Source organism: Chamaesiphon sp. OTE_75_metabat_556, from assembly GCF_031378165.1.
In the GTDB taxonomy this organism is placed as follows: domain Bacteria; phylum Cyanobacteriota; class Cyanobacteriia; order Cyanobacteriales; family Chamaesiphonaceae; genus Chamaesiphon.
Map to the genome: position 1 here is coordinate 1 of NZ_JANNDR010000286.1, position 7,458 is coordinate 7,458.

General features: G+C 47.4%; 7 protein-coding genes. 6 read left to right on the forward strand and 1 reads right to left on the reverse strand.

The genetic code is table 11. The features are described from left to right. The 3 genes from RMO27_RS11435 to murD form a co-directional block, all read left to right on the forward strand. Positions 1–305 (forward strand): glutathionylspermidine synthase family protein (locus RMO27_RS11435; RefSeq protein WP_309732479.1); only part of this gene is annotated, 305 nt, incomplete at its 5' end. Positions 306–313: 8 nt separating this feature from the next. Further along, positions 314–1,195 (forward strand): hypothetical protein, encoded by an 882-nt coding sequence (locus RMO27_RS11440; RefSeq protein WP_309732482.1) that lies wholly within the window; start codon positions 314–316, stop codon positions 1,193–1,195. A gap of 19 nt (positions 1,196–1,214) precedes the next feature. Continuing rightward, positions 1,215–2,564, forward strand: a complete 1,350-nt coding sequence (murD, locus tag RMO27_RS11445; protein ID WP_309732484.1) for a UDP-N-acetylmuramoyl-L-alanine--D-glutamate ligase — start codon at positions 1,215–1,217, stop codon at positions 2,562–2,564. On the opposite strand, the gene RMO27_RS11450 is transcribed toward murD, so the two are convergent. Beyond that, positions 2,561–2,761: a hypothetical protein gene (locus RMO27_RS11450; RefSeq protein ID WP_309732486.1), complete on the reverse strand. Its 201-nt coding sequence runs from the start codon at positions 2,759–2,761 to the stop codon at positions 2,561–2,563. The genes murD and RMO27_RS11450 overlap by 4 nt on opposite strands. Before the next feature lie 86 nt (positions 2,762–2,847). Between RMO27_RS11450 and nblS the strand changes: the two genes are divergently transcribed. The 3 genes from nblS to guaA form a co-directional block, all read left to right on the forward strand. After that, positions 2,848–4,830 (forward strand): two-component system sensor histidine kinase NblS, encoded by a 1,983-nt coding sequence (gene nblS / locus RMO27_RS11455; RefSeq protein ID WP_309732488.1) that lies wholly within the window; start codon positions 2,848–2,850, stop codon positions 4,828–4,830. A 120-nt stretch (positions 4,831–4,950) separates the two neighbouring features. Next, positions 4,951–6,111, forward strand: a complete 1,161-nt coding sequence (cbiD, locus tag RMO27_RS11460) for a cobalt-precorrin-5B (C(1))-methyltransferase CbiD (protein ID WP_309732490.1) — start codon at positions 4,951–4,953, stop codon at positions 6,109–6,111. A 220-nt stretch (positions 6,112–6,331) separates the two neighbouring features. Continuing rightward, the coding region (gene guaA / locus RMO27_RS11465; RefSeq protein WP_309732491.1) for a glutamine-hydrolyzing GMP synthase at positions 6,332–7,458 on the forward strand (1,127 nt) is incomplete at its 3' end.

Here is a 7,458-nt window from a genome sequence, read left to right on the forward strand (position 1 = left end):
TGCTGCTGGGAATGCATATCAGAAAGCCGATGCTGGGGCTAGAAGGCGTAGCAACCTCGATCGAAACTGGATTTGGATCTCTAGAGCAAAAAGAGTCCTTTGGGTATGGTGCCGAGGGCTTTATCGTTCAAGAATACATCGAATTACCTGAAGCTTTCGGCTATCACTACGCGATCGGTAGTTGGGCGATCGATGGCGAAGCTGCTGGGTTAATTATTCGGGGCGACACATCCAAAATTACGGGGCGACACTGTCTGATTATTCCGCATATCGTCTCTGGCAATGGACTCTACATTGCAGAGTGAGGACACCTATGCCCACAATTGAGCACCCAGATCGATCGCGTAGCAGCTTTGTCAGCACAGCGAAAATCAAGCAAAACAATTGGGATCTCGATGCCGTATTGCCGATCGATTATGCCCTGACACCCCAACAGCTCGAACTAGTACCGCCAGAAATTTATACCAACTTCTGCAATTTGCTCGGTCGCGATGTCTATTCTGAGGGTGACTCGCAATCGCTGTACGATTACATCATCACCCGCTCTGCTGAAATGTCCCCTGAGTTTCTGGCGATGCTAGATCTGTGGCTGGAAGACGAACTCAAGCATTATGAGGCATTGAGACGGACTTATCATTGCATTGCTGGTGTAAAATTTGCCGAGATGAATCGACAATTTGCCCAGAGAGTTCATGAAATCGAACCGATCGCAATGGTGTTAGCCGACGAGTTTACACTGTTGGTAACGCTGATGTTCGATGAGATTGGCTCTGTCTATTCCTATCGCCGCGATCTGTGGGAATACTACCGTCATTTTGGGACAGCAATTCAAAAGATCGGTCATCATTTAGTCAAAGATGAGGGGATGCATTTCAATAATGCGGCAGAATTATTATTGACCAAACATCAGCATCGATTGGGTGAGGTGCCAGAATTGCTAGAGCGAATTGCTAATTTAGAACGGAATTTACACAAATACCATCAAACTTTTTTCTTAGATCACGCCCAGGAACAGCATCGGTTTCCCCAGCATTTCAACTCAGCGATGATGCAATTGATTTTAGAGCGACTAGGACTGAGCACCCCAGTAAAAAATCGTGCCCAGCGGCGATCCCAAGGATTAAAATTACAGGAGTTGTGGCAATGGGTGCCGACAGGGTATCATTTAGTGCCGATCTTTGCCGAACCTGCCTAGCCCTTATTGAACAAACATCATGAAACAAGCGACTGTAATTGGATTGGGTCGATCGGGTATCGCCGCTGCGAAACTACTCATCAAACATGGTTATGCAGTTACTCTGAGCGATAGCAATCAAAATGCCAGCCTCGAAACGCAAAAGCAACAACTAGAAATACTCGGAATCAACGTCAAACTCGGCGATCGATTTACCCCAACCACCGAAGAGATGATCGTTGTCAGCCCTGGCGTACCCTGGGATATTGCTCCTCTAGTTCGGGCTAGAGAGATGGGTATCGATACGATCGGCGAAATGGAATTGGCATGGCGATATCTCCAAGATATTCCCTGGGTAGCGATTACCGGCACCAACGGTAAAACCACGACGACAGCTCTAGTCGATGCGATTTTTCAAGCGGCAGGATTGGAAACGATCGGTTGTGGCAATATCGGTTTCGCAGCTTGCGAACTAGCATTACTCGAAACAAAACCGGCGTGGATTATTGCCGAGCTAAGTAGCTACCAAATTGAGTCCACTTTTACGCTCAAACCACAGATTGGGGTGTGGACAACGTTAACTCCCGATCATTTAGCTCGTCATAAAACTGTTAAAAATTATGCCGAAATTAAGGCTAAATTACTCCGGAATTCTCAACATCAAATTTTCAATGGCGACGATCGATATTTACACGATCTCGGCGAATCTGACTGGCAAGACGCAACTTGGACGAGTGTAAAGGGGAAACAATATTTACAGGGCAATCCCGAACATGGAATCTGGATCGAAGATAATTGGGTATTTTTCCGAGGCGAAAAAGTGTTGTCATCAGAATCGCTAAAAATGCCTGGAGATCACAATCTGCAAAATCTATTAATGGCTGTGGGCGTAGCCAAACTAGCCGGAATTGAGAATAGTGCGATCGCCAAAGCTGTCGCTAGTTTTCCAGGTGTCGCCCATCGCTTAGAATATATCTGCACTTACGAAGGGGTGGACTATATTAATGACAGTAAAGCCACTAATTATGATGCTGCCGATGTCGGATTGACGGCAGTCAAAGCACCCGTAATTCTGATTGCTGGCGGCGAAGCCAAAGCAGGCGAGGATCTAGCTTGGTTAAATACCATTAAGCAAAAAGCCGCTGCCGTATTATTAATTGGTAATGCCGGATCGCAATTTGCCGATCGATTGACTGCTGTTGGATATACTAACTTTGAAATCGTCGAGACGATGAAGAATGCAGTGGCTCGATCGAGTCAGTTAGCCAAACAACATCAAGCCAAAGTTGTCTTATTATCCCCTGCTTGTGCCAGCTTCGATCAATATACTAGTTTCGAGCATCGTGGCGATGATTTTCGGCAATTGTGTCAAGCATTATCGAGCCATTAGGCGTGAAAAGTTGATGGTGTATCTTCCTGTAGCGATCGGAATGCGCGAAGATCGAGATCGCTCCCGCCATTGACGAGATCGAGACCCAGATTTTTCCATTCAGATCCGTCAATAACGCTGAATCTTCCAGCCATCCGAGCGTTGGCATAGCCTACCGTTAGGTAATCGCTGTTATAGTGAGAGTGATACAGCCTCACATCTGTAAGTGCGTGAATATGGATTCGGATTGTCCTAACTACACGACCCTTCTAGCTATTCTCGTCACTATCCTCTACCCCCATTCATGCTAGCCATGTTCGACAACTTGCGCGACATCATTCGCCATTGGTGGATGGAGTTCACACTCCAAACCAAACTGATGGGAGCAGCCACATTGGTGGTGTCGCTGATTGTGAGCGGCTTAACTTTTTGGGCGGTCAATACCATTCAAGCCGATGCGCGGATCAACGATACGCGGTTCGGACGCGATTTAGGACTATTACTAGCGGCAAATATTGCCCCGCAATTGGCTGAAAACGATTTAACTACCGTCGCGCGCTTTTCCAATCGGTTTTATCACAGCACGTCGAGCCTGCGCTACATCCTCTATGCTGATGATGCCGGGAATATTCGGCTGGGAATTCCCTTTTCCGAATCAGAAGTCCAAAACTCCCTGATGATCGAGCGGCGAATTCACTTACCCGAAAAAACTGGAAATAAAGACAATAAAGATCTACCCTTGGTTCGCCAACATCAGACGCCCGAAGGAATTGTCACTGATGTGTTTGTCCCGATCGAGCATGAGGGCAAATTTCTGGGTACGCTGGCGATCGGGATCAATCCCAATCCGACTGTAGTTGCATCTACCGGACTGACTAGAGATGTGACGATCGCCGTATTCGTCTCGATTTGGGTAATGGTAATTTTGGGCGCGGTCTTTAATGCCCTGCAAATTACCAAACCGATTAAAGAATTACTCTCTGGCGTGAAGAATATTGCTGCTGGCAACTTCAAGCAACGGATCGATTTACCCCTTGGTGGCGAGTTGGGAGAATTGATCGGTAGCTTTAATGAAATGGCCGAAAAATTAGAGATCTTTGAAGAACAAAACATCGATGAATTAACCGCCGAAAAAGCCAAATTAGAAACCCTCGTCACGACGATCGCCGATGGTGCCATCCTGATCGATAATAATCTCAATATCGTCCTGGTCAATCCCAATGCCCGTCGTTTCTTCGGTTGGGATCGGATCGATCTCAATGGCACAAATATCCTCCATGTTTTACCAGGCAGCGTCTCTGCGGAACTTACACGACCATTGTATCAAGTAGCAGCAGGCAAACTCGATGGTGAAGAATTTCGGATTACGCTCAATCATCCCGCCCAGCGCACCGTACGTATTCTGATTACCAATGTCCTCGATCCAGTTAAAGAAAATGTGCGGGCGATCGCGATGACTGTCCAAGACATTACCCGCGAAGTCGAACTCAATGAAGCCAAAAGTCAATTTATCAGTAATGTTTCCCACGAACTGAGAACGCCATTATTTAATATCAAATCCTTCATCGAAACTCTCCATGAGTATGGCGATGAATTGACCAAAGACGAACGCAGTGAATTTCTCGATACGGCTAATCGGGAGACTGACAGATTAACTAGATTGGTTAATGATGTCTTGGATCTTTCCAAGCTAGAATCCTCCCATACTTATCTCTTTGATGCTGTCGAACTTGATCGGTCGATCGAACAAACCCTCCGCACCTATCAGCTCAATGCCAAAGACAAAGGCATCGAACTCTGTCAAGATATCGAACCCGATCTGCCGTCGATCTTGGGTAACTACGATCTACTCCTCCAAGTACTAGCAAATCTAGTCGGCAATGCCCTCAAATTTACCAAAGCAGATGGCAAAGTGACTATCCGCGCTTATCGTGCCCAGCTCTCTCCTGAAGTGGGTGCGGAGATTAATGGCATTACTTCCGAAGTAGTCAGAGTGGAAGTTGTCGATACGGGCATCGGCATCGATCCCGAAGATCAGCGGGCGATTTTCGATCGCTTCTTCCGAGTGGAGAACCGCGTTCATACTTTAGAAGGTACTGGATTGGGACTGTCGATCGTTCAAAATATTATCGAAAAACATCATACGCAAATTCATATTACTAGTGCCGTTGGCGTTGGTACGACCTTCTGGTTCGATCTCGCCGTCTATGAGAAACAACAAATCCAGCACCTGGAAGATCTGCAATTGGTAGAAAGTGGGGGATGGGTAATCGGAGATAACCGATAAAAGATGTTGTTGAATCTAGGTATGAAAGAGGGGACGGGGAGACTAAGCAACTAGATGAAACGCAGTTCCATTGCCTAAAGCCTAAAGCCTAAAGCCTAACTACCCTCTACCCTCGATTGCATGCGTTCTGGCTATACCATACCTGTCTTTGCTACTGCGAGTGCGATCGCCGCATTAAAATGTTTGCAGCAATCTACTAACGATCGTCAATCGGCTGTTACTGTAGACTTAATTACCCCACCACAACGAGTAGAAATCTCGATCGATCGAGTTGCCTTAATTCAGACAGGGATGGCACTGGGGATTACCCACAGCGATCCAGGTGATAATTTAGACCTGACGCGCGATACGCCAGTGTGGGCGGTAGTCGCATGGGCAGATCCCTCGCAGGTAGAATCGATCGCGCTAGTCGGGGGTGAAGGGGTCGGCAAGCAGTCGAATTTAGATAATCTACCTGCAATCTATAGCTACGCTCGCCAGCTCTTCCAGGCGAATTTAGCCCCGTTGTTGAGCGCAACCCAAAAGATTCGGGTGACGATTATCTTACCTGAAGGCCGAGTCCTGGCGACCCGCACTTCTAATGCTGCGTTTGGGGTAGTAGAAGGTTTATCGCTACTGGGCACGACGGGTATTTCCCAACCGTTGAGCGCGCCAGGGCAGTTGGATGCTTGTTTGGGTGAGTTACGATCTAAAGCGGGGAGTTGGGAGCGGATAGAAGATGGAGGGACGACAAGACAGGGAGATGGGGAGATCTGGCCATTGGTGTTTTGTATTGGTGAGAATGGGTTGGATCTGGCGCAGCAGATGGGCATTAAGCGCGATCGCATTATCAAGACGGCGAATTGGTTGGGGCCATTATTGGCTGAGGCGGGAGTGTTGGGAGTGCCGAAATTATTGTTATTTGGCTATCACGGGAAACTAATTAAATTGGCAGGCGGGATTTTTCATACCCATCACCATTTAGCTGATGGCCGATTGGAAATTTTGGTCGCAGCAGCGGTGCGGATCGGTTTAGATCCCGCACAATTAGCTGGGTTATTCGATTGTGAAACGGCAGAGGATGTCCTCAAATATCTCACTGAAATCGATCGAGCTGACGGTAGCGATTGGGTAAATCGGATCTATGGATATCTGACTGCACGGATCGATAATCGATCGCAAACATATATTTATAGCCAGAGTCAGCAAACTGTCAGTGTCGGTTCGGTAGTATTCGATCGGCAGCGACAAGTTATTGCAACTAGTGCAACTGGTAGAACATTTTTGACCCAATTGTGCTAGATTTAATCGAATATAAATTTTTTAATTATCTTCTATAAATCTTGTGCGATCGCACTCTTGAATCCAAGAGTCAGTCATCTCAAACCCAGACGGTCGTAGCTCTATTCGTCTACAAGTATTCAACTCTAGGGAGTCCGCAGTGACAACAGAAACCGAAACTAGTTCAACAGATCTTCAACTTACAGATACTCCATTAGCAACAGTAAGCTTAAACCATCAAATGGTCGTCATTCTGGACTTCGGCTCCCAGTATTCCGAACTAATTGCCCGCAGAATTCGCGAGACTCAAGTTTATTCTGAAGTGATCTCTTATCGGACTACTGCCGCACAGTTGAAACTCCTAAATCCCAAGGGAATTATTCTCTCTGGAGGGCCAAGTTCCGTGTATGACGATCGCGCACCACAGTGCGACCCCGAAATCTGGAATCTGGGCATTCCCGTCTTGGGTGTCTGCTATGGGATGCAACTGATGGTGCAGCAACTCGGTGGCGAAGTAGTTAAAGCCAAAAAAGCGGAGTATGGCAAAGCCGAATTGTTAATTGACAATCCGATCGATCTGCTGACAAATGTCGAAGCAGGTACGACGATGTGGATGAGTCATGGCGACTCCTGCGAAAGCTTACCAACTGGCTTCGAGCTGCTGGCGCATACTGAGAATACACCCTGTGCGGCAATCGCCGACCACCAGCGCAAATTGTACGGCGTCCAGTTTCACCCCGAAGTCGTACATTCGATTGGCGGCATCGCCCTGATTCGCAATTTTGTTTATCATATTTGTGCTTGTCAGCCGACTTGGACAACCGAAGCCTTTGTCGAAGAATCAATTCGGAATATCCGCGCGCGCGTCGGCGATAAAAAAGTCTTACTCGCACTATCTGGCGGGGTCGATTCTTCGACCTTAGCATTCTTATTGCATCGGGCGATCGGCGACCAATTGACGTGCATGTTTATCGATCAAGGCTTCATGCGGAAGCTCGAACCAGAACGCCTCGTCAATCTATTCAAGAACCAGTTTCATATCAAAGTTGAATATGTAATGGCGCGGGAACGGTTTATCAATGCGATCGCGGGCGTCACCGATCCCGAAACCAAACGTAAAATCATTGGTACCGAATTTATCCGCGTCTTTGAATCAGAATCCAAACGCCTGGGGCCATTTGACTATCTCGCCCAGGGGACACTCTATCCCGACGTGATCGAATCCGCCGATACCAATGTCGATCCGGGTACTGGCGAGCGCGTCGCGGTCAAAATCAAGAGCCATCACAACGTCGGCGGCTTGCCCAAAGATTTGCAATTCAAACTCGTCGAACCGTTACGCAAATTATTTAAAGATGAAGTGCGGAA

What these genes read in the sequence shown, in the direction of transcription:
- nblS (WP_309732488.1), top strand. Translation starts at nt 2,848, where the DNA reads ATGCTAGCCATGTTCGACAACTTGCGCGACATCATTCGCCATTGGTGG.
- murD (WP_309732484.1), top strand. Translation starts at nt 1,215, where the DNA reads ATGAAACAAGCGACTGTAATTGGATTGGGTCGATCGGGTATCGCCGCT.
- cbiD (WP_309732490.1), top strand. Translation starts at nt 4,951, where the DNA reads ATGCGTTCTGGCTATACCATACCTGTCTTTGCTACTGCGAGTGCGATC.
- RMO27_RS11440 (WP_309732482.1), top strand. Translation starts at nt 314, where the DNA reads ATGCCCACAATTGAGCACCCAGATCGATCGCGTAGCAGCTTTGTCAGC.